This window comes from Microcoleus sp. F4-D5 (assembly GCF_036704885.1).
In the GTDB taxonomy this organism is placed as follows: Bacteria; Cyanobacteriota; Cyanobacteriia; order Cyanobacteriales; family Microcoleaceae; genus Microcoleus.
On the sequence record NZ_JAUBSX010000005.1, the window covers coordinates 105,884 to 130,879 of the forward strand.

General features: G+C 46.0%; 19 protein-coding genes and 1 other RNA gene. 13 read left to right on the plus strand and 7 right to left on the minus strand.

Going from position 1 to position 24,996, the window contains the following annotated elements:
- The first annotated feature begins 52 nt into the window (after positions 1-52).
- Entirely contained in the window at positions 53-559 is a 507-nt protein-coding gene (locus QUA80_RS04135; protein ID WP_333421676.1) for a CAP domain-containing protein, read from the plus strand.
- Between the two features lie 132 nt (positions 560-691).
- Positions 692-1,324, plus strand: a complete 633-nt coding sequence (locus QUA80_RS04140; protein ID WP_333421679.1) for a ribonuclease D — start codon at positions 692-694, stop codon at positions 1,322-1,324.
- A gap of 385 nt (positions 1,325-1,709) precedes the next feature.
- On the opposite strand, the gene QUA80_RS04145 is transcribed toward QUA80_RS04140, so the two are convergent.
- Positions 1,710-2,798 carry an ATPase, T2SS/T4P/T4SS family gene (locus QUA80_RS04145; RefSeq protein WP_333421681.1) on the minus strand — a complete coding sequence of 363 codons (1,089 nt, stop codon included), beginning with the start codon at positions 2,796-2,798 and terminating at the stop codon, positions 1,710-1,712.
- Positions 2,799-3,212: 414 nt separating this feature from the next.
- Entirely contained in the window at positions 3,213-4,412 is a 1,200-nt protein-coding gene (locus QUA80_RS04150) for a HetZ-related protein 2 (RefSeq protein ID WP_333421683.1), read from the minus strand.
- Between the two features lie 137 nt (positions 4,413-4,549).
- Between QUA80_RS04150 and glyS the strand changes: the two genes are divergently transcribed.
- Together glyS and murD are read left to right on the plus strand one after the other, a co-directional pair.
- Positions 4,550-6,727: a glycine--tRNA ligase subunit beta gene (gene glyS / locus QUA80_RS04155; RefSeq protein ID WP_333421685.1), complete on the plus strand. Its 2,178-nt coding sequence runs from the start codon at positions 4,550-4,552 to the stop codon at positions 6,725-6,727.
- A gap of 253 nt (positions 6,728-6,980) precedes the next feature.
- On the plus strand, positions 6,981-8,327 hold the full coding sequence (gene murD, locus QUA80_RS04160; RefSeq protein ID WP_333421687.1) for a UDP-N-acetylmuramoyl-L-alanine--D-glutamate ligase: 1,347 nt from the start codon (positions 6,981-6,983) through the stop codon (positions 8,325-8,327).
- 138 nt (positions 8,328-8,465) lie between these two features.
- Here murD and QUA80_RS04165 read toward each other — a convergent pair whose 3' ends face one another.
- From QUA80_RS04165 to QUA80_RS04180, 4 genes are all read right to left on the minus strand, one after another.
- Positions 8,466-8,639, minus strand: a complete 174-nt coding sequence (locus QUA80_RS04165) for a hypothetical protein (protein WP_333421689.1) — start codon at positions 8,637-8,639, stop codon at positions 8,466-8,468.
- 36 nt (positions 8,640-8,675) lie between these two features.
- Positions 8,676-9,038 (minus strand): hypothetical protein, encoded by a 363-nt coding sequence (locus QUA80_RS04170; RefSeq protein WP_333421691.1) that lies wholly within the window; start codon positions 9,036-9,038, stop codon positions 8,676-8,678.
- Positions 9,007-9,189: a hypothetical protein gene (locus QUA80_RS04175; RefSeq protein ID WP_333421693.1), complete on the minus strand. Its 183-nt coding sequence runs from the start codon at positions 9,187-9,189 to the stop codon at positions 9,007-9,009. Before QUA80_RS04175 ends, QUA80_RS04170 begins: the two co-directional genes overlap by 32 nt.
- A gap of 172 nt (positions 9,190-9,361) precedes the next feature.
- Complete coding sequence (locus QUA80_RS04180; RefSeq protein ID WP_333421695.1) at positions 9,362-9,778, minus strand: MAPEG family protein; 417 nt, start codon at positions 9,776-9,778, stop codon at positions 9,362-9,364.
- 31 nt (positions 9,779-9,809) lie between these two features.
- Between QUA80_RS04180 and QUA80_RS04185 the strand changes: the two genes are divergently transcribed.
- The 3 genes from QUA80_RS04185 (at position 9,810) to QUA80_RS04195 (ending at position 12,916) form a co-directional block, all read left to right on the plus strand.
- Positions 9,810-9,989: a hypothetical protein gene (locus QUA80_RS04185; protein ID WP_333421697.1), complete on the plus strand. Its 180-nt coding sequence runs from the start codon at positions 9,810-9,812 to the stop codon at positions 9,987-9,989.
- A 319-nt stretch (positions 9,990-10,308) separates the two neighbouring features.
- Positions 10,309-11,331, plus strand: a complete 1,023-nt coding sequence (locus tag QUA80_RS04190) for a DUF389 domain-containing protein (RefSeq protein WP_333421699.1) — start codon at positions 10,309-10,311, stop codon at positions 11,329-11,331.
- 19 nt (positions 11,332-11,350) lie between these two features.
- Positions 11,351-12,916, plus strand: a complete 1,566-nt coding sequence (locus QUA80_RS04195; RefSeq protein WP_333421701.1) for a sodium:proton antiporter — start codon at positions 11,351-11,353, stop codon at positions 12,914-12,916.
- 38 nt (positions 12,917-12,954) lie between these two features.
- Here the strand turns inward: QUA80_RS04195 and QUA80_RS04200 are convergent, their stop codons facing one another.
- A complete protein-coding gene (locus QUA80_RS04200) occupies positions 12,955-14,703 on the minus strand; it encodes an ABC transporter ATP-binding protein (RefSeq protein WP_333421703.1) in 1,749 nt (582 codons plus the stop codon).
- 333 nt (positions 14,704-15,036) lie between these two features.
- Here QUA80_RS04200 and QUA80_RS04205 point away from each other — a divergent pair, with 333 nt between their 5' ends.
- From QUA80_RS04205 to rnc, 6 genes are all read left to right on the plus strand, one after another.
- Positions 15,037-15,195, plus strand: a complete 159-nt coding sequence (locus QUA80_RS04205; protein ID WP_333421705.1) for a hypothetical protein — start codon at positions 15,037-15,039, stop codon at positions 15,193-15,195.
- Between the two features lie 30 nt (positions 15,196-15,225).
- Positions 15,226-16,908: a chaperonin GroEL gene (groL, locus tag QUA80_RS04210; RefSeq protein ID WP_333421707.1), complete on the plus strand. Its 1,683-nt coding sequence runs from the start codon at positions 15,226-15,228 to the stop codon at positions 16,906-16,908.
- Between the two features lie 420 nt (positions 16,909-17,328).
- Positions 17,329-21,561: a PAS domain S-box protein gene (locus tag QUA80_RS04215; RefSeq protein ID WP_333421708.1), complete on the plus strand. Its 4,233-nt coding sequence runs from the start codon at positions 17,329-17,331 to the stop codon at positions 21,559-21,561.
- Between the two features lie 95 nt (positions 21,562-21,656).
- A complete protein-coding gene (gene corA, locus QUA80_RS04220) occupies positions 21,657-22,832 on the plus strand; it encodes a magnesium/cobalt transporter CorA (RefSeq protein WP_333421710.1) in 1,176 nt (391 codons plus the stop codon).
- 418 nt (positions 22,833-23,250) lie between these two features.
- Positions 23,251-23,677: RNase P RNA component class A (rnpB, locus tag QUA80_RS04225), an RNA gene on the plus strand.
- Between the two features lie 350 nt (positions 23,678-24,027).
- The gene (gene rnc / locus QUA80_RS04230) at positions 24,028-24,750 is read left to right on the plus strand and encodes a ribonuclease III (RefSeq protein ID WP_333421712.1); all 723 of its coding nucleotides are present in this window, start codon (positions 24,028-24,030) and stop codon (positions 24,748-24,750) included.
- The last annotated feature ends 246 nt before the right edge of the window (positions 24,751-24,996 follow it).

The following is a 24,996-nucleotide window of genomic DNA, read 5'->3' on the forward strand; positions in this document are numbered from 1 at the left end:
GCGATCGCCCTGTAGGAATCGGTAACAATTAACTTTATTTTTCTTTGATTTCATGTCCAAAGGTTTGATTTTGACGTGCTTGGGATTGTTGACAATCCTGCCAAAATGTGACACCTCCATTCCTACGCGATCGCTCCCACAAACTCCCATGAATACTAAGGTTGCTTCCAGTCCTATTACTGACTTAGAAAAAGCGGTTAACCAACAGATTAATCAATACCGAGCATCTAAAAAGTTGCCGCCGCTGACTATCGATCCGCAAATTAGTCAGGTAGCAAGAATTCACAGCGAAAATATGGCTAACGGTAAAGTAAGTTTCAGCCACGATGGATTTGAAGGGCGGGCGAAAGCAGTTACTATTCCTTATAAAAGTGTAGCTGAAAATCTTGCTTACAATTTCGGCTACAGCGACCCGGTACGCAATGCTGTTGAAGGTTGGATTAAAAGTGACGGCCACCGCAAGAATATGGAAGGTCAGTTTAACGTGACCGGTATTGGGATTGCAAAAAATGCCAAAGGCGAGTATTATTTTACTCAGCTTTTTGTCCGCAGTCGATAATTTGAAGGAAGGGACGACTTAATTATCGAGTGTGAGGTAGATGCTGAAGTCAGAAGGAAGAGGGAAGACAGAAAAGGGTAGTCAACAGTCAACAATCAACAGTCAACAGTCAACAGTCAAAAATTACTAATAATGGAATTTGCAGATTTTCAAGTGTGCGATGGTGATATTCCCGATTCTCTCTTATCTTATTATTTGACAGCAGAGGCGATCGCCGTTGATACGGAAACAATGGGTTTGATGCCGTGGCGCGATCGCTTGTGTTTGGTGCAGTTGTGCAATCCCGAAGGTAAAGTTGCAGTGGTGCGGATTGCCAAAGGCCAGACATCAGCACCGAATTTAAAGAAATTAATGGAAGCCGAAAATATTGAGAAAGTATTTCACTTTGCGCGCTTCGATCTGGCAACAATGCGTTACAATTTAAGTATTGACATTGCACCTGTTTTCTGCACAAAAATAGCGAGCAAGCTTGCGAGAACTTACACCAACAAACACGGACTTAAAGATTTAATCCAAGAATTGGAAAAAGTAGAACTCAACAAAACTTCTCAAAGTTCTGACTGGGGAAATTCGGAGTATCTTTCAGACGAGCAACTCAGCTACGCTGCTAACGATGTCCGCTATTTGCTGAGCGCTAAACAAAAGTTGAGTGCTATGTTGCAGCGAGAAGAACGCTGGGAAATTGCCCAGCAATGTTTTCAGTGTTTGCCAGTTTTTGTGAGTTTGGATTTATTGCAGTACAACAATGTTTTCGAGCACAGTTGAAACTCGTGCAGTTAGAAACCTCTCGATCGAACTAGGCAATTGAAATCAATTCCGCTAGCATCGTCCGGGGTAAAATCCAGTCAACAATCAACCGCAGACTGTGCAACCGGAATTGAGCTAATTAATCTGCGTTAATCTGTGTCTATCAGCCCTCATCTGCGGTTCAAAAAAGAGAATGTATTAACCGCCCGGACAAAGGATTGACGCCCATTCACGCAGAGGAAGAGAAGAAATATCTGAATAATTCCGATGCTAACAGATTGGATACTAAATCCCTACTGCACAAACTTTCGTCTGCGCAGACTAATCAATAAAGGAGAAATATAGGAAGAAACAGGGTTTGAGCTAAGCGAGTCCGATCGCGAAAACAGTCATCTATGACTAATTAACGCTGGTGGGAATGGTGTTCGTGCATCAAAGCTTCTATTTGGCCGTCAAGATTTCTAATCACCTGTTCCAAAGCGGGCAATCCCTCTAAAGGCAAAGGAGAAAGCCGAGTTCGATAGCGTATTAGATTAACTTTTCGCTGCAATTCTTCGGCCAGCCGCAGCGCGTCCCGACTCAAATTAGACAACTGCTGCTGCTGGTAAAACCTCAAAGCTGCCCCGCGCAAAACTTGCAGCGTGGCTTCTTCCTTACCCCCCACCGCCATTACCCGCAAGCGCAACAGCAAATGAGTTTCTTGATATATGCGTTCAACTTCTACTTGTTGGGGCTGTTCCACCGGGCAAATAGGCATATCTGTCAGCCGCTTTAACTCGTTGATGACCTCTTGGAACAGGACGGGTTCGATACCTTCGATCATCGATTTTAAAACCCCGTCTTGACTCCAAAGAATTCGCCCTTGGGATTGGTGCCGCTCAAAAAACAGGCGGCCGATACCCTCTAGTAGCACTCTACCGAGCAATTCTTGCAGCAGTTGGGGCGCGGGCAAAGTTGCCAAAACTTGGACAGGGCTTGATAAGTGCAAGGCCTCGACATCCAAAACCGACAGATCTGCAGGCGTCGGGAAAACCTCAGCCCCGGCAGGTTTCATTGCTGCGGGGACTGGTTTAAACTGCTCGCGAGCGGGAATCGAGGGTTCGGGCCCAGACAGGATCGTTTCTGCTTTGGGGCCTGAAGTTACTGGTGCGGGATTTTTGGGTGTTGGGGCTGCTGCGGTTTCAGTCTGGCTGGGCGCTCCTCGCTGGCTCCCGTGGAGCAAGTAAGCTGAGAGCATCGAGCGCTGAGTTTCCGATGCAATTGGCTCAGTTGTGACTGAGCAATTCATGTAAGCTAAAATCCGCTGCACGTAGTCCAAGGCGGAGTCGTCTTGGGCATCGACTACGCCCAATTTAAATAGATTACCTTCTAGAGATAGAGGCAAAACTTGATAGTAAAGGCAAGCTTCAAAGGGGACAACTGTGTCGATTAGTTGAAATATTCGATCGGAGTCCATTGTAGCTGCGGATTCTGTTGAAGATGTATGTATCATTAGCTGCTCTGTAGTCGGAAGCGCGATCGAGCGCCACGCACCAACCTGATGCCAAAAAGTTCAATGCTGCAACTTCCCTGACGGAGGAATTGCTCTAACAACCGGAAGCTTTTATTAAATAAAAATCCTTAGTCCCAGTATTTTCTCCGTTCTGTATTGCAGCCTCAAATTTTACCAAAAGATTGACTACTAGATGATGACTGGCGCACTCTTGACCAACTATCATCGATCGCGCGAGATTGATTCCCGTAGCTGGCAACGACAGATTTATGTCTTCAATGCGCAAGTATTACAGATGCACCATGATTTACGGGCAACCGCTTAATTTAGGATTGGTTAAAAAATCCTCAAAAGTCGATCGCGCTGATAGTATCTTATCCTACGCAGCAGCGATCGTCATTAATTCCCTTGCCGTTAACCTTCGACGGACGACACGGAATTGCGGAGGGATTGAGCTGCTAAATAGAGTTTGCTCCACTCGCCGATGACTTGATTGGTTTTCAGCTTTAATTCAGATGCGATCGCCTCTACACTTTTCCCTGCTTTGAGCGATTCTACCAACCGCCGCTGCACCGGCGTGAGGTTTTGTAAATATTGCTGCCACTGACCGGGAGTCAAGCCCAAACTGTGTTCTTGGAGCGAAGTTTCCAGCCAGTTGGCGACTAATTCCGGTGCTTGTTTGACCGCAAAAACGCGAATCGCGTGGTAACTGACTTTTTCTCGCAAGCGGTAAATTTGCTTGATCGGAACCTTCAACTCCTCGGCAATTGCCTCTTGGGAACGACCTTGCAGATAAAGCTGCAGCCACCGGGAAGCCAGCGGATCGACTTGTGCGGCCAAGTAATTCTCAAATTCTTGTTGGACAATCTGCCGCTGAGTTTGCTGCTCTTCCCAAGCTTGATTTTCTCGGTACTCGGACACGGCCTGTTCGTCTAACAGGCTGAGCGGTTCGTCGGTATCGTCGGGTAGAACCTGTTCCGATACCAGCCGCACCCAGTCTCCAGCAGGCACTTGCGTCAACCCGCCCCGCTGGGCACGCCGCAGGTAGTTGACAAAACGGTACACCAGCAGCGGCTGGTTGCGGATCGGCCGCAAGCAGTATTCTTCTGTGCTCGCTAGCAGCAAAGCATTTCGCAGGCGTTTGTCTGAGGTGCATTCGGCAATCCAGGCGACTTGCTGCTGCAGGTAGCGATCGGAATTAAGCATTTCCTGAATCACTTCTTGCAGTACCTCCACCGCACTCCGCTGTCTGTCGCGACTCAGGGAAACCCACGCTTGGATTTTTTGCCGGAGCACAACCAAGCCGCCGAGCCGCCCGATCAAGTTGCGGTAAGCTTTTTCTGGCGGTACTCCCAGATACCGAGAAATCAAAATTCGATATAAAAAGTCGATCGCGCCGGAGGCGACGGTTAGTTGAGCCGGATCAAGAGTGTCAAATCTTTCTGGCCTGTCTCCCAACAGCCAGCGGACAACACTCTCGCGAGTGCTAGAACTCTCCTCCGGGCAATCTTGTTCGAGTCGTGACTTCCAATCTTGTGCCAGTCTTTCCGCCAAGGTCATGAGCTGTTGAGCTATTTGTCTTTCACCCCCGATTTTACGTGGTATGCTGATCATTTGAGTCTTTTTTGGATCTAATAGGACTTGCGCGTCGGTAAAATAATTCTGTCATTGGGTTATCGCCAGCGGTAACTTTTGTAATGATTAAACGGGCAGATTAATTGCCTATTGACAAAAACACCTAACACTGTTATATGGCTAACTTTTTATTAGAAATCGGTACAGAAGAATTGCCCGCATCTTTTGTCTCAGGCAGCGCCCAGCAGTGGCAGCGGCTCGTACCTGCAAGTCTGGCAGAAGAATCCTTGACAAATGACTCAATTAATGTATACGCTACTCCGAGGCGTTTGGCCGTTCTCGTGAAAGGACTGCCAGTTAAGCAATTAGACAGAGAAGAAGAGGTAAAAGGGCCGCCCGCGAGTTCGGCTTTTAAAGATGGCAAACCGACGAAAGCAGCCGAAGGTTTTGCGAAAAAGCAGGGCGTAGAAATTGATGCTTTGGAAGTTCGCGCTACCGATAAAGGCGATTTTGTGTTTGTGCTCAAAAAGATTCCGGGGCGGATGAGTGCGGATATTTTGGCAGAACTTGTGCCGCAGTGGATTAACAAGTTAGAAGGCAAAAGATTTATGCGGTGGGCCGACGGAGATTTGAAGTTTCCGCGCCCGATTCGATCGATGGTGGCACTGTTAGATGATACTGTACTGCCAATTACATTGGTGAGCGGTTCGGATACGGTCAAGAGCGATCGAATTTCCCAAGGACACCGGGTGTTATACACCCCACCTACACCCCAGAAGGGGGGGACAGGGGGGGTTTCGATTCCCCAAGCCGAGGATTATGTCGAGTGTCTGCGGGCTGCTTGCGTGGAGGTCGATCGAACCCAGCGCAAAAATCTAATTAAAGCACAAGTAGAAGCCGCAGCGACAAAACAAGGCGGTTACGCCGCCATTACCGAAGATTTGTTAGAAGAAGTCACCGACTTAGTAGAATGGCCGAACGCAGTTGTCGGCAAATTTGACGAGGAATTTTTGATATTGCCACCGGAAGTAATCACCACAATTATTGTCACAAACCTGCGGTATTTTCCAATTCTCAAAAGCCCGGATTTTCCCGAACTGCTGCCCTACTTTATTACAATTTCCAACGGCGATCCGGCTAAAGCGGCGATTATTGCCGCAGGTAACGAGCGAGTAGTGCGGGCGAGATTGGCAGACGGTCAGTTTTTCTACAAAGCCGACTTGGTAAAGCCTCTAGAGGATTATTTGCCTAAGTTGGAAACAGTTACTTTCCAGGAAGATTTGGGGACTGTGCGCGCCAAGGTCGATCGCCTGTGCAAGATTGCCAGCCTCATCACCAACCAACTGCAAATCACAGGCGAAGAACAAGCTTACATAGCAAGAGCAGCCTTACTTTGCAAAGCCGACCTCGTAACCCAAATGGTTTACGAACTTCCCGAAATGCAAGGAATCATGGGGCAGAAATACGCCTTGGCAAGTGGCGAACCGGAAGCAGTAGCCACAGCGATTTTTGAACATTATTTGCCCAAAGGTGCAGGCGACAATTTACCCCAAACTCTGACAGGTCAAATTGTCGCAATAGCCGATAAATTAGATACTTTAGTCAGCATCTTCAGTTTGGGAATGTTGCCTACTGGTTCATCCGATCCCTTCGCTTTGCGCCGCGCAGCCAATGCAATAACTAACATTATTTGGGCGGCTCAGTTGCCAGTCAACTTGCACCAGTTGCTCGCCGAAATTGTTGCCGAATTTACCGCAGCGCGTCCTGAAACACCGGCGGAGTTGCTGGATCAGTTATACGAGTTTTTCTTGCAAAGAATTAGGACTTTGTTGCAAGAAGAAAAGAATGTAGATTACGATTTGGTAAATGCAGTTTTGGGAGAAAACGACCCAGAATATACTGAACGAGCATTGAGAGATTTATTGGACGCACTGGAAAGAGCGCTTTTCCTGCAAGAAATCCGCAATAACAAGACTTTGGATCTGATTTACGAAACAGTCAACCGTTCAACTCGTTTGGCGGCTCAAGGAGATTTGGATAAAGTAGAATTGGAACCGAAAACGGCTGTGAAACCTGAGTTATTTCAAAAGTCGTCCGAACAAGCTTTCTACGATGCAGTCGTGCAATTAGTGCCGCAAACTCTGCTATCCAAACAAACTCGGAATTACCAGCAGTTGGTAGATAGTTTGACTGAGATTGCTCCGACTGTCAGCAACTTTTTCGACGGCCCAGAAAGCGTTTTGGTGATGGACCCTGACCCGGAAATTAAACAAAATCGGTTGAATTTACTGGGTTTGCTGCGGAATCACGCGCGGGTGTTGGCTGACTTTGGGGCGATCGTCAATCGATTTTAGATTTTGGATTTTAGATTTTAGATTGAAGAATTTAACTGCTTCCCTGGTATAGCTTGGAAGCCGATTTCACTCTTGCTCTGCCTCGCTCTTGAAAATGGAGGCAGAACCTCCGAATCTGCGTTACCAGGTAGAGCCTGGAAACGAGCCGAAACAGTCATAATTTAAGCAAAATGGCCAATAGTTAACAACCAATTCAAGGTTAAGATATAAACTTATAAAACCAGGGAAGTTTGCTCCATCACACACACAACTTATGCCGATCGCTCATATCATTGGACTAGGAAAATCAGGAATTGCCGCCGCCAGACTGCTAAAACGCGAAGGATGGGAAGTAACGCTGAGCGATCGCTCATCTTCCCCAAGCTTGCTCGAACAGCAACAGGAACTCACTAGGGAAGGAATTAAAGTTGAGTTAGGTCAATCTTTTGAACCAGTCGAATCTATAGAATTAATAGTAGTAAGTCCGGGCGTTCCCTGGGACATTCCAGCATTAGTGCGCGCCAGAGAGTTAGGCATTGAAACAATCGGAGAAATGGCTCTCGCGTGGCGTTACCTCAAATCTCCTTGGGTGGGAATTACCGGCACTAACGGCAAAACTACTACTACTGCTTTAATTGCTGCTATTTTTGCCGAGGCAGGGCTTTACGCTCCCGCTTGCGGCAATATTGGTTATGCTGCGTGCGAATTAGCTTTAGCCGAAAAACAGCCGGATTGGGTAATCGCAGAAATCAGCAGCTATCAGATAGAATCTTCGCCGTTGGTAGCGCCGCGCATCGGAGTTTTGACGACTTTGACGCCGGATCACCTCAGCCGCCACAAAACTTTGGAAAATTACTACAGCATTAAAGCGCATTTGCTGAAAAAGTCTGAATTGCAAGTAATCAACGGCGACGATCCTTGTTTGCGGCAGCAAGGAGTTGACATTTGGCCGGATGCGTGTTGGACGAGTGTCAAAGGTGAAAAAGAACTGTTGGGCGATCGCACTTTTGGAGCGTACATCGAAAACGGTTGGGTAATAGCTCAAAGCGAGAAAATTCTGCCTGCTGATTCTTTGCGGATGGTGGGAGAACACAATTTGCAGAATTTGTTAATGGCGGTAGCGGCGGCTAATTTGGCGGGGATAGATAAAAGTGCGATCGCCCGGGCGATCGCTAAATTCCCCGGAGTTTCGCACCGCCTCGAACACATCTGCACTTGGGAAGGCATAGATTTCATCAACGACAGCAAAGCTACTAATTATGACGCCGCCCAAGTCGGGTTGGCTTCTGTGAGTGCACCGGCGATTTTAATTGCGGGCGGCGACGCCAAAGAAGGGGACGATCGCGCGTGGATTGATACAATCAAGGCGAAAGCTGCTGCGGTGTTGCTAATTGGGGATGCGGCAGGTATTTTTGCCGATCGGCTCGAACAAGCAAATTACAACGCTTGGGAAATAGTCGAAACAATGGAACGAGCCATCCCGCGAGCAGCAGAATTAGGCAAACAAAATCATGCTAAAGTAGTGCTGCTTTCCCCAGCCTGTGCTAGCTTCGATCAATACCAAAACTTCGAGCAACGGGGCGATCATTTCCGCCAATTATGCCTCGAATCCCTAGTTTAGATATGTCATTGTTCGCTGTGTAAAAATTAAGATTGTTCTACACAGCGAACACTAACAAAATTAAATCTGCGTTCATCTGCGTCTATCGGCTTACATCTGCGGTCAAAAATTAAAACCTCTGATTTTGCCCAATCTACTTTAACTAACAGTCTTCCAAACAGTCTTAATTCTATCCTGTTGTTCCCATTCTAGAGCCTGAAAAACTATCATTATTTCCTCATGAGTATAATCAATAATGATTGCCGCCAAATGAGCAGCGGTTTCCGCTTCCAGCATGGCTGTTTTTAACTTTGCCATTGCCTCTTTATCCATTAGCACTAAACTTTGAATATTGACCTCACTTTCCTTTTAATTTTCTCTGCAAATGCCTTTTAATTGGCTCTGAAAATCAGCAATCTGAGCAGCACTTATTGTATCAGAATGCGACGACGATATTTTAAATTCTTGCCTACAAAGCTGAGAGCGCAATTTTTCATCAATCTCCAGAATCCGGTCTTCGGAAGCGACATTTTTTTGCAACAAAGTTGCGATTTCCCTTTCCAGTTGGCGATTGCCTTGCTCAAAGAAATCTTGAGAGTTAGAACGAAACAAGCCGCTATTGACTTGCTGAATTTGGCTGGGTGTCAGCGATTGAGCCGAGACAGCAGCCGGAAATCCCAAAGATGCTGCTAGCCACCAGCTAGAAATTATCTGTTTGAGGATGCTGTTCATCACTGTCGGGAGGATTTTGTACCTCAGTTGGTTTCTCGTTTTCTGACTCTCTTGCTAATTCATCTTCTCGTTCAAGTTTTTCTTGCCACTCGACAAGCTGCTGAAAAAGTTTCGGGTTAATTTCAAATACGGGTTTGTTGGTTTCTGACATATTGACTCCTAACATTTATTAAATTTAACTGCTTCCCGGACTCTTCCTGAGAACCGCTGTGCAGAGACTCTGCCTCGCTTTTTCAGCAGGAAAATTGGAGGCTGAGTCTCCGGATATGCGTTACCAGGCAGAGCCCGGGAACGAGTAGAAAAACAATTATGCCGATCGCCAGCTACGATCGAACCTTCAGCAGCGACATAATTATGCCAGTTAAGGAACCACCAAGCAAAGTTAAAGTAGCTAAGGTACTAATGCCAAATCCTGCCGCTCTTTTTTCGGCAGCTTGATAGTAACCCCAAGCAAACAAAATGCGTCCAACTATCCAGACTGCGCCGATACCGGCGCCCCAAATTGGGCTGATAAATTGCGAGAACAGCCACAGCGAGGGCAAAAATAGAATCATTTGCTCTAAGGTATTTTGCTGAACTCGCACCACTCGCTCAAAGTCTGGGTTTCCTGTCATCTGCGGGGGAGAAACTTTGTATTTGAATCTAGCTCTGCCGACGTTGATGGTAACAACGAAGTAGAGAATTAATGCTGAAACAGTAATTAGACTAGGCCAAAGTGTCGCGTTTGCTTCTGCGAGCATGATTCGGTATTATTGGGGTGGAGTATATATCTTGATTATAAATCAATTATTGCCGATCGCGTTATTCATCGCCATCCCGTCATTCAAGGCAGGGGATTTTATGCAACTGCTGGGTATTAGTGGCGCGGCAATTGCTTTCGGATTCTGGGACATCCTCGAAAACTGGCTGGCTGGGATTTTGATTCTTTTGCTCGCACCTGCATGCGGATAGCAGCCCCCGACTATTGTCGTGAGTAGCCCAAATTTTAGACTCTTATTCAACCTCCCAGATTCATCTGTGGAGTAAATTGAAAATATCGACTCTAAAATATCGAGTCTAAAATCTAAAATCTAGAATCTAAAATCTAAAATCTAAAATCTAAAATCTAGAATCTAAAATCTAAAATCTAAAATCTAAAATCTAGAATCTAGAATCTAAAATCTAAAATCTAAAATCTAGAATCTAAAATCTAAAATCTAAAATCTAGAATCTAAAATCTAAAATCTAAAATCGTATGACGGATACAAGCCCCTGACTTAAGGAGATTATTTTGCTCAACAATATTCGAGACCGTCTTAAATATTTCACGAGGAGCAGGATTGCTCAAGAGCATTTAAAGCAAATACGAGTTGACTTGTTGGCAGAATCAACCCTAGATATTGACTATATTGTCTTAATTCTCGGTTCCTGTATAATCGCCACCTTTGGACTGCTTGCCAACAGTGCAGCCGTAATTATCGGTGCTATGATTATTGCGCCTCTGATGTTGCCAATCCGAGGGCTAGCATTTGGAGCGGTAGAAGGTAACGTTCTCCTCTTCCGCAAAGGTTTAATTGCATTAGCAGTCGGGACGGTGCTAGCAATTTTTCTAGCTTGTTTTTTGGGCGCTTTGGTACAAATTCCCGACTTTGGGAGCGAAGTTCTAGCTCGTTCTAAACCTACATTACTAGACTTGGGAATTGCGATCGCCGCTGGGGGAATCAGCGGCTATGCGAAAGTTCAGCCCAAAGTTTCTGCTACTCTGGCGGGAACTGCGATCGCCGTGGCTCTCATGCCGCCAATTTGTGTTATTGGTTTAGGCTTATCTCAAGCTAATTGGTCGCTCAGCCTGGGAGCAAGCCTGCTGTATCTTACTAATTTGCTGGGGATTACTCTCTCCTGTATGCTAACCTCTTTAATGGCCGGCTATACGCCCCTGCATCGCGCCGGTAAAGCCCTATTGTGGGCGCTAGCATTGACGACTGTACTTGTGATTCCTTTGGGGGTGAGTTTTGCGGAATTGATCGAGCAAGCGCAACTAGAAGCCAGTCTGAAGCGGGCGTTGCTTAACCGAACTATCACTTTTCAACGAGTGGAACTGATTAAAACTGATACTAACTGGTTGACAAAACCGCCGGAGGTTCGTCTGATTGTTCGCAGCAGCGAAGCTTTGACGCCCAAACAAGTCCAGCTTTTAGAAGCATTTGTCGAAAAAGAAATGGGTCAACCTTTTACCCTAATTTTTCAAGTCAGTCAAGTTGAAGAAGTGCGGCGATCGACGCTGAATAAGTCCCGATCTAAACCGAATCCTTAACTATTTTATTCCTAATTATATGACCCCAGAAACTCTAATTAACGAAGCGACTATTGAGGGAAATCTGAAGAAATTTCTTTTAGTGCTATTAGTTTCCTTAAGTGTGGCGATTCTGCCGCAACTGTGGGGCTGGTTGCGCCAAATTCCCTACACGCTGCTTTTAGTAATTGTCGGGTTGGGTTTGGCTTTTATAGATGTGCGCTTGGTGTCGCTCTCGCCCGAACTGATTCTGTTGATTTTTCTGCCGCCTCTTTTGTTTGAAGCTGCTTGGAATCTGGAATGGTCTAAACTCAAGCGGGATTTAGTGCCGATCGCTCTTTATGCGGTTTTGGGTGTTGTTATTTCCGTTGCTGGCGTGGCTTTTGCTCTCAACCAAATAGCTGGAGTTTCTTTAGGAATCGCCCTGTTGGTAGGAGCTAGTATATCTGCTACAGATCCTGTTTCAGTTATTGCATTGTTCCGGGAACTGGGAGTTGAAAAACGCCTGGCTTTGCTGGTGGAGGGAGAGAGTTTATTTAATGATGGCATTGCTGTTGTTGCCTTTAGTTTTTTGGTGGGATTCTCTTTAGGGACGGATGAAGTTGGCATCCCATTTCTGGTGGGGCGTTTCTTAGCTTTTGTGGGAATTGGGATTACTGTCGGGAGTGCGATCGGTTTTGGTATCTCCTATCTCACCCAGCGGTTTGATTTACCTTTGGTGGAGCAATCGTTAACCTTAGTTTCAGCCTACGGCACTTATATAATTGTTGAGGAATTGGGTGGTTCTGGGGTGATTGGTGTGGTGGTGATGGGCTTGATATTTGGAAATTTCGGCTCTCGTATCGGTATGCAACCCAGTACCAGACTGGCGGTAACACAATTTTGGGATTTTGTGGCGTTTTTTGTAAATTCGATCATGTTCCTGCTGATTGGCGATCGAATTAGTTTTGCTGGTTTGGGAGCGAATTTAGGAATCATTGGCATAACTGTGGCGGCGATGTTTGTGACGCGAGCGATCGCTATTTTTGGTTTAGGATGGTTGAGCAATTGGTTGGCAAAATCTGAAATTTCATTAGCCGATAGAACAGTGATTTGGTGGGGAGGATTGCGGGGTTCTGTATCGATTGCTTTAGCTTTGAGCGTGCCGGATGTTTTTCCAGAACGGGAAAAAATTATTGCGATCGTGTTTGGCGTAGTTTTATTTACGCTGCTAGTACAAGGTTTAACCACCAAGGCGCTGCTGGAAAAATTGGGGTTGTTGAGCAACCAGGAGTTGCGCCAGCAGTATCTGGAGGCGATCGCCCAACGTGTTGCTCTCAATCGGGTTCTCAAGCATCTATCTGAAGTATCGGGCGATCGTAGAATCGAGCCTGAGTTTTCCAATCATCTCGCGAGTCAGCTTCAAGAAAAATTAAACTTGCTGCAAACAGAAATCAATCAAATGTACGATCGCTCTCCTGAACTGCGGCAGATGACTATTGACAAACTCGAAGGGGATTTGGAGGCAATAGAGGCTGATACTTATGCTGAATTTGTGCGATCGGGTCAATTGAATGAGCTCCCTACTTCCGTGTTGCAGGATTTTTTTAAAGCTGGGAAGGACTAAAGTCCTTACTACAAAACTGTTTGATACGATCGCACAAGTCAATGCAGCAATTCCTCTAGTTTTTGCTGGTTCCACAAATACTGATAAAGCCCTGTTTGACCTACCAATTCTGCATGAGTTCCGCTCTGAACTATTTCTCCGTTATCCATCACAAAAATGCGATCGGCACTGGCCGCAGCCGACATTTGATGCGAGATAAAGATGACCGTTTTGCGATCGGTTCCCGTTGCCAAGTTTTGCAAAATATCGGTAGCAGTTTGATTGTCAACGCTGGAAAGAGCATCATCCAAAATGAGGACGGGGGCATCAACTAACAAAGCGCGAGCAAGTGCCGTCCGCTGGCGCTGTCCGCCGGATAAAGTAATGCCGCGCTCGCCGACAACTGTTTTGTACTGTTGCGGAAAGTTGAGGATTTCGGCGTGAATTTGCGCTTGTTTTGCCGCAGCTTCAATCTCGGGCTGTTCGGCTAAAGGATTCCCGTAACGGATGTTATTTTTGATGGTAGTGCCGAACAGAAAACTTTCTTGGGGAACGTAGGCGATCGCCCCGCGCAATTGCGTTAGTTTCACCTCAGTAATATCCTGTCCGTCTACAAATAACTGACCCGGATCGATATCTAGCAAGCGTGGCAGCGCATTAGCTAAAGTTGATTTTCCCGAGCCGATCGCCCCGACAATTGCGATAGTTTCGCCCGGTTTTATGGTAAAATTAACATCTTTAAGTGCGGGTGTCTTAGCACCCGGATAAGTAAAATTTAGATGGCGAGCCGCAATTTCGCCTTTGACTGGAGTTGGCAGTTCAACTGCACCGGCAGCATCTTTAATTTGCGGTTCCACAGTCAGAATTGATTCGATGCGATCGACACTCACTTCTCCCCGCTGGTAAGCAGTAATTGTGAAACCCAACAGCGCCGTCGGAAACACCAAACGCTCGACATAAATCAGCAACGCCACAAAATCGCCAATGCTAATTTCACCCTGAGCAATTGCCCCGCCACCGGCTGAAAGCAGCACCAACAAACTGATGCTTGCCAAACCGCCCAGCAGTGGAAAAATAAAGTTTCTTGTTTTTGCTAAGAGCAAGTTTGCTGATAGCAACTTTTCGTTGGAATTGCGAAAAGCTCGGCGTTCGTTTTCTTCTTGAGCGTAGATTTTAATTACGGAAATCCCGCTCATATCTTCCTGAATTAAATCGCTCATCGCTGACAGTTCCTCTTGCACGGCTAACTGTTGGATGCGAAGTTTGTCGCTAAATAACTGCACCAAAACTAGCATTAAAGGATAAACTGCGATCGCCAACAGCGTCAGCTTTAGATTAATCCCCAGCATCACAGGCAAAGTCAAAGCATAGGCAAATGCCGTATTCGCCAAACTCAACACTGCAAACCCCACCAAGCGGCGAATATTGTCCAAGTCGGAAGTAGCGCGGTTAATTAAATCTCCTACCGTATTGGCAGCAAAATAAGACGGTTCTAAAGTTAATAAATGATTAAATATTTGCTGTTTGAGGTCAAATTCGACTTGGCGTCCCACGCCAAACAGCAAAATCCGCGACGCCATCCGAATCACCCACATGATTGAGGCGAGTACCAGAATCAGCAGCACGTAGTTGAAAACTTGGTCAAATTTAATCGCAACTTGCAGAGTGTCAACTGCATTCCGAATCAGCAGGGGAATGTAAACGCCCACAGCATTGACAACTAATAGCGAAAAAACGCCCCAGAAGGTTGGTTTCCAGTGCGGGCGCATATAAGAGCCGAGTTTTTGCAGTCGAGAATAACGAGCCATGTGTTAGTAGGTAATTTGAGATTGATTGAGGAAAGGAAGAAGGTTCGGCAACGCGCAGTGAATCGGGATTTAACGGATGGATGCTGAAGGAAGAAGGAGTCTTCCCCAAGGTTTTTAGCAATTAAGAACGTCCTAATAGTCTTGGCGGTTGCTATAAAAGGTAGAAGGTCGAAAAAAAAATAATAGAAGTTCTATCGAAAGGTAGATGACGGAAAACACAAGTTAAGAAAATTTTAATAAAATTTCTGCTTTGGGATAACGCGCCATCAAAATTAGGTTTTGGCCTCAACCAAAACCTGATTATATCGATATGTAACAAACCACATTATATCTGTGGCGACACGAGATATGTGGGGACACGGCATTGCCCTGTCCTCAGCCACCCGGAACGATCGCCCACATCTCCAATCCGCCCCCGCAACCCCCCGCACCGTTGGGGCGCGCTACAATCAAAAATCGATCGGTTTAGCACTCAGACTCAGAGAGTGCTAAATTTGCTAATGTAAGCGACAGGAGACAAACATGACCAAAATAGTTGCATTTAGCGACAAATCTCGGCGGGCACTAGAACGCGGCGTCAATCAACTCGCCGATGCAGTCCGCATCACCTTGGGCCCGAAAGGCCGGAACGTCCTATTGGAAAAGAAATACGGCACTCCCCAAATCGTTAACGACGGTATCACCGTTGCTAGGGAGATCGAACTCGAAGACCCCCTGGAAAATGCCGGCGCTCGCTTAATTCAAGAAGTAGCCTCCAAAACTAAAGATATCGCAGGCGACGGCACAACAACCGCAACGGTCATAGCTCAATCCCTGATTCGCGAAGGTTTGAAGAATGTCGCCGCTGGCGCGAATCCAGTTGCGCTGCGCCGGGGTATTGAAAAAACGATCGCCCACTTGGTGCTGGAAATCGAGAAATTGGCGAAACCCGTCGAAGGAAGCGCCATTGCTCAGGTCGCCACTGTCTCCGCCGGTAACGACGAAGAAGTTGGCGCCATGATTTCCCAAGCGATGGAAAAAGTCACGAAAGACGGCGTAATTACTGTAGAAGAGTCGAAATCTCTGACAACAGAATTGGAAGTCGTTGAAGGGATGCAGTACGATCGCGGATATCTTTCTCCGTATTTCGTCACCAACACCGATCGCATGGAAGTTGATTACGAAAACGCTCGCATCCTGATTACCGACAAAAAAATTAGCTCTATTCAAGAACTAATTCCAGTTCTCGAAAAAATCGCCCGCACCGGTCAACCGTTCCTAATTATCGCCGAAGATATTGAAGGCGAAGCTTTGGCAACTCTGGTAGTCAACAAAGCCCGCGGCGTGTTGAATATTGCAGCTACCAAAGCTCCTGGTTTTGGCGATCGGCGCAAAGCTATGCTTCAAGATATCGCCGTGCTCACCGGCGGTCAACTGATTTCCGAAGAAGTCGGACTCAGCATCGATACGGCAACTCTAGAAATGCTCGGTACCGCCCGCAAAATTACGATCGACAAAGAAAACACGATCATTGTTGCTGGCGACGAACACAAAGCAGACGTGCAAAAACGGATCGAACAAATCCGCAAGCAGCTAGAAGCGACGGATTCCGAGTACGACAAGGAAAAATTGACCGAACGCATCGCCAAACTCGCCGGCGGCATCGCTGTAATTAAAGTCGGCGCAGCTACCGAAACCGAGCTCAAAGACCGTAAACTGCGTATTGAAGACGCTCTGAACGCTACTAAAGCTGCTGTGGAAGAAGGTATCGTTGCCGGAGGCGGCACGACGCTAATTCACTTGATTACAAAAATAGATGCGATCGCCAAAACTTTAGACACCGAAGAACAAGTAGGCGCTGACTTGGTGAAGAAAGCTTTGGAAGCACCTTTGCGTCAAATCGCTGATAATGCCGGCGTTGAAGGTTCGATCGTCATCGAACGAGTGCGGGCGAGCGAGTTCAACATTGGCTACAACGCTCTCACCGACGTGTACGAGGATATGATTGGCGCCGGGATTATTGACCCGGCTAAGGTGGTGCGATCGGCTTTGCAGAATGCCGGTTCCATTGCTGGTATGGTGCTGACCACTGAAGCTGTGATTGTCGAAAAACCCGAGAAGAAAAAACCCGGCGGCGACATGGGCGACATGGGCGGCATGGGCGGCATGGGCGGCATGGGCGGCATGGGCGGCATGGGCGGCATGGGCGGCATGGGCATGATGTAGTCTTCCGTCACGAGTCAGCAGTTTTCACCTAAAAACTGCCGGCTGACTGCTGGCTGTTGAGGCAAAAAACCAGTCTGTAGCTTCTGTAGGGTGCGCAGTGCGCACCTTACCCTATCGATCGACTAAAATTTTTCCCAGAAACCGGGTTTCTAAGCGTCTCTTCCCCTCTCCCCATCTCGCTTTTGCCTTGTCTATCCGCTACGTCTCGTTCAAAAAAAGAGCATCTGCTCTCTCTAATTAAGTTATATTCCAAAAAATACTATGTCCTTAAAATTTTTGTATTATAGGGAATTGCACCGAAACTTGTACCAAAAATTGCACCGGGAACCGCCGCAGTAAAGTGTGCAAAAATATTTGAGTGAGTTAAACTAACTTTAGGAAAATTTTAGAGCTTAACTTGCAAGCGATCGAAAAATACCCATGCAGGAAGTTATCAACTCGTTACAGTCTTTTTTCTCTAACTCGGTTGATGCTTTCCTAGAGTGCGATCGACAGCAAAAGTACCTATCGCTCAATCCTGTCGCTGCTGCTTGGATGGGATTGGAACCTGCTGAAATAGTCAACAAAACTCATCAAGAATTATTAAAATTATATCCCAATAATGCTCCTCTCAAAAAGATAATCTCGCAGATCGATCCCTGCCTGCAACAAGTATTTATCACAGGGAAAAAAAGGCTGGCAATTCACGAGGTGACGGCGGCAGACGGCGGGATAAAAATTTACGAAACGGCTTACACGCCAGCGGTAGATGCCTCTAGCAACCAGATGCGGGTTTTCGGCGTTGGTAGAGATATCACCAGGCACTACCGCTGGCAGCAGCAGAAAACTCAAGAGTTGCGAAGATCCAACCATTTACTGTGGTTGAATGCAGCTAACAGTCCCCTGGCAATGGTGGGCTGGGATGAAGATTTTCGCATCGTTCAGTGGTCGAAACGCGCTGAAGAAATCTTGGGCTGGACATCCGATGATATGATGGGCAAGCAGTTCGGCGATTTAGATTTGGTTTGCGAAGAAGATAGAGAGGCTGTAAGCGCGATCGAACTCGAACTAGCCACAGGCAGAGGCAATACTTCAATTAACCGCAACTATACTAAAAGCGGACAGGTAATTTGGTGTCGCTGGTTCAACTCAATTATTCGCAGCGGCGACACTTTTACCGTGCTGTCTTTGGTGGAAGACATCACGGATCGCAAACGGTTGGAAGCGGAAAAAGCCCAAGCTTCTCGCCTCACAGCAATGGTAGCCGATGTCGGTATTGCCCTCACCAAACACCCTCAAGATATCCTGCTTCCCTGCTGCGAGGCAATGGTGCAAAATCTCGATGTCGCCTCTGCTGAAATTTGGATTTTTAACTCTCAACAGAATGTTTGGGAATTGCAAGCCGTCTCGGGAATCTACAGCCGCACAGCCGATCGGGCTAGCTTTATTGAACGTAAAGTTAACTCGATCGCCAAACAGCAAAAAGCGCAATTCGACTGCGGATTTGAACTGAATAATTTTGAACTCCTACAGGAAGAATCCCAAGCAACAGCGGCACACAGTTCCGAATTAGCCACGATCGACAGCCGTCAAAAGCCGGCAAATTGCCCAATCCCCAAGCAAATTTTCACCTTCGCCGGCTACCCTTTAATTGTCGAAGAACGGCTGGTGGGAGTTATGGTAATTATCAGCAGCCAGCCGCTGACACCACCCTTTCAAGAAACTTTAGCATCGGTTGCCGATGTCATCGCTTTAGGCATCGAACGCAAGCGTGCAGAAGCCGAATTAAAATCAGCTAGAGGGTTCCTCAATTCCGTAGTAGAAAATCTGCCGGTGGGTGTTTTTGCTAAAGATGCTTCCTCCCTGAAATTTGTGCTGTGGAATAAAGCGGGAGAAACGATCGCAGGTGTTACCTCTCAAGAGGCGATCGGCAAAAATGACTACGATATTTACCCCAAAGAACAAGCTGATGTTTTCACCGCTCAAGACAGGGAAATACTGACCGGCAATCGCAACCAATCTACTGTTAAAGACATAGCCGAAGAGCCGATTCAAACTCGCCACAAAGGTATGAGAATACTGCACACCCGCAAAGTGCCCATTCTCGACGCCGCAGGCCGTCCCCAGTACGTTTTAGGTATTACTGAAGATATCACCGAACGCAGGCAGGTGGACGAAAGCGTGCGCCTCTACGACCAAATTGTCGAGAATATGCAAATTGGTTTGTACGTCTACCATTTAGAAAATATAGACGATGACAGCACTCTCAGGGCGATCGCCTCTAATCCCGCTGCTACCCTGTTTACCGGATTAGAAATGGCCGACGTTTTGGGCATGACAATCGACGAGATTTTTCCCCACCTGCGATCGAAAAACATTCCCCAGGCATTTGTTTCGGTAATTCGCAGTCAGAAAGCCGTAGAAATTGAAGATATTGACTGCGATGAAAGTGGCAGAATAACTCGCGCTTTTTCTATTAAAGCTTTTCCATTACCCAACAACTGCGTCGGCGTTGCTTTTGAAAACATTACTGCTCGCAAGTGCCTGGAACTAGAACTCCAGGTAGCTTTAGAAAAAACCGAACGTTCCGAACAACTGCTGCGCACAGTTATAGACAAAACCAGCGACTGGATTTTTGCCAAAGACCAAAATTTTTGCTATATTTTGGTCAACAGGAGTTTCGCTCAATCGATCGGCAAAACAGTAGCAGAAATAATTGGCAAATCCGATTTAGAATTAGGGTTTTCAGTAGAGCTAGTGTTTGGAAATTCTGCCAAAAATATCCGAGGCTTCCGCACAGACGACTCTGCTGTACTGGCAGGCGAAATTATCCACAATCCCTGCGATCCGGCCACTGTTGCAGACGGTTCAGTACATATTTTTGATACCCAAAAACTTCCCCTGCGCGACCCTGAAGGCAATGTATTTGCAGTGCTAGCTTTCGCTCGCGATATTACAGAACGTTATGAATCGGAAGCAGCTTTGCGCCGTAGCGAAACCAGATTTAGGTCTTTGGTAGCAAATATTCCGGGAGTGGTTTATCGCTGGCAATGCGATTTTTCGACAAGTTTTATTAGCAATGCGGTTTACTTGCTAACGGGCTACCCGGCTGGGGATTTTATTTCGCCTTTGAACAGGGGAGGTAGGACTTTTGCTAGCATTATTTACCCGGAAGATTTGGTAAAAGTAGAAGCCACTATTCGGCAAGCAATAGAAAACAAACAGTCTTATAACTTGGAATACCGCTTGCTAGCAGCAGACGGGACGGTTAAATGGGTGTGGGATAAAGGTTCTCCTGTGTTCGACGCAGATGGGAACGTTTGCTGTTTGGATGGGGTGATTGTTGATATTAGCGATCGCTACTGGGCCCAAGAAGCATTGCGCCAAAAAACTTCCGAGTTGGAAGCTGTTTTTCTGGCATTGCCCGATTTGTATTTCCGAATCGATTCAGACGGCATTATTTTGGATTACTTGTCAGGAAATTCATCGGATTTGCACCTGAGTCCCGAGTATTTTGTGGGCAAACGAATGATCGATATATTGCCGGCAACCGCGGCCAGCCAATTCGAGCGGGCAATACTTGAGGTTTCCGAAAACAGAACTCCTGTTAATCTAGAGTATTCGCTACCTATGGCGACCGGAGAAGAAACTTATGAAGCGAGATTGCTGCCTTTTAACTCGCATCAAGCGATCGCTATCGCCCGCAATATTACCAAGCGCAAACAGGCTGAATCTCAGTTAAAACATAAAAATCACGAGCTAGAGCAAACATTAAAACAATTAGGAAGGACTCAAACTCAACTAATTCAAGCCGAAAAAATGTCTGGTTTGGGACAGCTAGTAGCGGGAATTGCTCACGAAATTAATAATCCTGTCAGTTTTATATACGGTAATATCATTTATGCTAGCGAGTATGCCAAAAACTTGCTGTATTTGTGCAATTTGTATCAAGAACATTACCCAGAACCTGTTTCTTTGATTGCGGATTTGGCTGAACAGATAGAACTCGAATTTATGAAAGAGGATTTTCCGCACCTACTGAATTCAATTCAAACCGGAGCCGAACGAATTCGCCAAATAGTTCTGTCTTTGCGAAACTTTTCCCGCCTGGAAGAATCCGATATAAAGCGTGTTAATATCCACGAAGGAATCGATAGCGCTCTGTTAATTTTGCAACACAGACTTAAAGAAAATGGCAGAAATCGTAATATTGAAATAGTTAAAAAATATGGAAAATTGCCGCCGATACAGTGCTACGCAGGACAGTTAAATCAAGTGTTTATGAATATTTTAAATAATGCTATTGATGCTTTAGCAGATGTCAGGAATAGGAAGCTGGAATTGGCGACTGCTTCGGAAACAGAACGGCAAGATTTTCCAAGTTTACCTTTAAGTTGCAACTCATTGCCTTCGATTCGGATTCGCACGGAGGTTTTGGATAACAATCGGGTTGCGATCGCAATTTCCGATAACGGTTCGGGAATGGCAGAGTCTGTTAAGTCTCGGATATTTGACCCGTTTTTTACTACTAAACCAGTAGGCAAAGGTACAGGTTTGGGACTGTCTATCTCCTATCAGATTGTGGTAGAAAGACACGGGGGTACCCTGCAGTGCATTTCCGCGCCGGGAGAGGGAAGTGAATTCGCGATCGAGATTCCTATTCGGCAGAGGTAATTGGTAATTAGTAATTGGTAATTGGTAATTGGTAGTAGGACGAGAAAAATGATAATCTAATTCAAGGTTCTAAAAGTCAAGTCAGGAATATGAGCATGGTATACAAAAGCATACATACTTCTAGTGCATTTGCAAAACCAATTAAAGACGATGATGATGATTCCTACGTTGACTATTTTTATGACGATCCGGGGGCTCCGCCGGGAACTCTCGACTTAGAACCCGATGCGCCGCCTCCGGAGATTGTATTAATTGACTACTGCGAGACAGCAGCTACTCGCGCCCACTTGGCAAATCCTCAAGAAGCTGCTGCGTATTTAGATACAGCATCTGTTTCTTGGGTTGACGTGTTGGGATTGGGAAATCAAGAAACTTGGCTTCAAATGGGTCAAGTGTTTGATTTGCATCTTGTGGCTCAAGAGGATGTGGTTAATGTACCCCAGCGCCCTAAAGTTGTACATTACGAAAATCATATTTTAATAATTGCCTGGATGGTGATGGTTAAGCCGAATTCAGATAATTTTCACAAAGAACAAGTTAGTTTGCTTTTGGGTAAACATTACCTGTTAACTGTTCAGGAAGAACCGGACTATGATTGTTTCGATCCAGTGCGCGATCGCATTCGTAAAGGACAAGGAATTATTCGCAAACACGGAGCAGATTATCTGGCTTACACTCTGTTAGATTCCATTATAGATGGATTCTTCCCAGTATTAGAAATGTACGGAGAGCGCATTGAAGAACTAGAGGATGAAGTGGTGGTTAACCCTACCCGCCGAACCCTGGAAAAAATTTATAAAATTCGGCGAGAATTGCTGACGCTGCGCCGCGCCATTTGGCCGCAGCGGGATGCAATTAATGTTTTGATTCGAGATAGCAGTGATTTGATTAGTCCTGAGGTGCGAATTTACCTGCGCGACTGTTACGATCATACGGTGCAGGTGATGGATATGGTGGAAACCTATCGAGAGTTGTCTTCGGGTTTAATGGATGTTTATCTGTCATCGGTTGGCAATAAAATGAATGAAATTATGAAACTGCTGACAGTAATTTCTAGTATCTTTATTCCTCTAACTTTTGTGGCGGGAGTATACGGGATGAATTTCAATACAGAGAAATCGCCTTGGAATATGCCGGAACTGAATTGGTATTTTGGCTATCCGCTTTGTTGGGCGATCATGGTAGCGATCGCCTCGGCTTTAGTTTACTTCTTCTGGCGGCGCGGTTGGTTTGAAAATTTTTCTACTTTGAAAGATGAGTCACTAAAGTAACCGAATTTAAGACTTGAGATTGGAGATTTGAGATAGGGGAGTGAATAATTCAAAATCCTGTTAGGGACAAAGGTTTCCTGTTTCCTGCCCGTAGTTGAAGCCGTGTCATAGATCCAAAAATTTTAAGTTTCCAGATTCATCCGTGATATCAATTCCGGCTGCGCTGGAATGATATAGAGGACACGGCGCCGTACCGTGTCCTGATTTCGGGTAATATTAATTCCGATGCTACCGGATTTGATATGAGCGGATTTAACGAGATTTGCATTGAAATTTAATAGTTGGGCGGGCTTTCCCACCCCCCGTACAAGAGTTTGAATAAACACAAATGTCAAAATTAAGTGGACGACAACTTAAAATCGTAAATCTAAAATCCCAAATTGATTGACGAACGATCGCTTACAATAAATCTGGGGAAAAAGTAGGCGCAGGCGGTTGCGGATTAGCGAAAGCTTGTCTGAGGAAAGTCCGGGCTCCCGAAAAACCAAACTTGCTGGGTAACGCCCAGTGCGAGCGATCGTGAGGATAGTGCCACAGAAAGATACCGCCCCCCGATTTGAGATTTGAGATTTGAGATTGCATCAAAAATCGAGCATCGAAAATCGCAAAATTTTAGGGGGTAAGGGTGCAAAGGTGCGGTAAGAGCGCACCAGCAGCATCGAGAGGTGCTGGCTCGGTAAACCCCAGTTGGGAGCAAGGTCGGAGGGACTATGGTTGGTTTTTTACCAGTTCCGTTTTTTGGTACCGCTTGAGGCGTCTGGTAACAGGCGTCCCAGATAGATAACTGCCCTCGAAAACTGCTTGCAGTTGAGAGAACAGAACCCGGCTTATGTCCGACTTTTTCCCCCCTCAATTTAATTAAAATAGGACTTACGCAAGGAATCATTTTTTAAACTATCTGTAGTTGTAAGATGCGGTGTGCATCGCCCTACAGGTAGAGTCGGTCTGTCCGGGACTGTAAAATTCCCGCTTGGGAATAAGGCCGACAAATCTTTTCGACCTGCCTTATTTTAGGTAAGGTTCGCCACAAGCACCAGGAGAAATATTGAGTTTTTCAATAAATTTTTTTGTTAAAATATGAATTTGAGATCGATTTCAAAAAAGAATGCAACTTTTGACAAGCTTCCAACCCGGAGATTCACGAGTTATTCCCAAATCTAAAATCTAAAATCTAAAATCTAAAATCTAAAATTGTATGATTTATCCGGGTCGCCAAAAGCAACTTGAAACATTTATTCAAAAATTGGGACTGCCAAAGAATGCTGGGATAAAATGGCATCTCCTCGATTTAGCTTTGACTCATGCGAGCGCGTCAGCTAAGGCAAATTACGAGCAACTAGAGTTTGTCGGCGATGCAGTCGTGCGGCTGACGGCTTCGGAATTGTTGTTTGAGATTTATCCCGACTGTACAGTGGGGGAATTTGCTGCTATTCGATCGATCTTGGTGAGCGATCGCATTCTTGCTAAAATCGCTGAAAGTTACGGGTTCGATCGCTATTTAATTGTTTCCAGCAGCGCCGCCTCGGACAAAACAGGCGCTGAACCCCGACTGGCCGATGCTTTGGAAGCGGTACTGGCTGCGCTTTATTTGAGTACCCAGAGCTTAGAATTAATTCGCCCTTGGCTAGATTCTCACTTTCAACGCCTAGCCGCAGAAATCCGCAGCGATCCGGCCCGCCAAAACTACAAAGCTGCTCTCCAAGAATTGACTCAAGGGAAATACAAAACTTTGCCCAAATATAGCGTGCAAGAAACCGGGACAGTGCAGGGCGGGGAAGATCGTTTTACAGCAGAAGTTCTCATTCAGGGAAAGTTGGTAGCAGAGGGAAAAGGTCGATCGATCAAAGCGGCGGAACAAGCAGCGGCTCAGGCAGCTTTCAATAAATTAGTTGGTAGTCAGTTGACAGTTGACAGTTGACAGTTGACAGGTATTATCAGTTATTGGTTATTGGTTAGCGGCTAAGCTGTTGTGCATCTAATTTGAAAGTCAATTTTTCTACAATTATTGTGGAACGGGCACGAAAGTCCGGATCTGGATTCAATTTAAATGCGTAGCAGCTTACCCACAAGCAATAACCAATAACTACTGCCAACACTCAACAGTGATTTTTTTGAATTAAAACATAGATAATAATAACAAAATATGCTATAATTACTGTGCGAT